At 48.7% G+C, this 1046-nt stretch carries 1 protein-coding gene; it reads right to left on the bottom strand.

All coding sequences use genetic code 11. From position 1 onward, the window contains the following. On the bottom strand, positions 1-919 hold a 919-nt coding region (locus L323_RS33130; RefSeq protein WP_020815961.1), incomplete at its 3' end, for an IS256 family transposase. Positions 920-1046 lie beyond the last annotated feature (127 nt).

The raw sequence follows: 1046 nt of genomic DNA, 5'->3' as shown, positions 1-1046 counted from the left end.
TTCTTGCCCACACAGCTTCGAATTCATCCATAGCAGCCGCAGCTGCCTGCTCATTGACAGCCTTGTATATCGGCTTAAGCGCAGCCGCAACGGCCTTCATATCCTTGTATGGCACGTGCTTCATAGAGTTGCGGATTTGATGCACAATGCATTTCTGAACGTCTGTCTGTGGATAGACGGCTGCGATCGCCTCGCTGAAGCCGTTCAGGTTGTCCACACAATTGATCAGGATGTCTTTGACACCGCGGCTCTTTAGGTCATTCAGAACACCAAGCCAGAACTTGGACGATTCATGTTCACCGATCCACATGCCCAGAACGTCTTTATGTCCTTCCAGATCGATGCCAATGACCATGTAAGCCGCCTTGTTTACAATTGCATTGTCTTGCCGAACCTTGTAGTGAATGGCATCCATAAATACAACGGCATAAACCTGCTGCAGCGGCCGGTTCTGCCATTGCTCAATTAGCGGCAGGATGCGGTCAGTGATATTGGAGACGAGCGTCGGGGATAAGTCAACGCCATACACCTGGTTGTAATGCGCCTGAATATCCCGTGTGGACATTCCTTTTGCGTACATCGATATAATCTGGTTTTCTATGCCCGATACGTCATTCTGATGCTTCTTGACGATTTGCGGCTCGAAGCTGCCTTCGCGGTCGCGCGGCGTACTTACCTGGACCTCGCCAAGCTCTGTGGTAACCGTCTTCGCGGGCAGTTTACCGTTGCGGCTATTACTGGTCTTCTTGTTCTTCGTATCGTGTTTAGCGTATCCCAGATGGGTCTCTAGCTCCGCTTCCATAAATTCTTGAAGCGTCTCGGCGAACAGATTTTTTAACGCATTCTGCACATCACCGGCAGTCTGGATGTTGTTCTCGCTGATGAACTGTCTCAATTGCTCTTTGGTAAACATGCCCATTGTGTTCTCCGTCTCCCGTCTCGTATCGTCTACTGCTAGAGTAACTTGGTTTAGGAGTTTACACAAATTATTTTACAGTCTCCAATTGGACGAAATCAAAACTTCTTTTGTAACTGAAACCGGTTAA

The organism is Ruminiclostridium papyrosolvens C7 (assembly GCF_000421965.1).
Classification (GTDB): domain Bacteria; phylum Bacillota; class Clostridia; order Acetivibrionales; family DSM-1351; genus Ruminiclostridium; species Ruminiclostridium papyrosolvens_A.
Note: the sequence above shows the minus strand (reverse complement) of the source record. Positions and strands in the feature narration are given on the sequence as shown.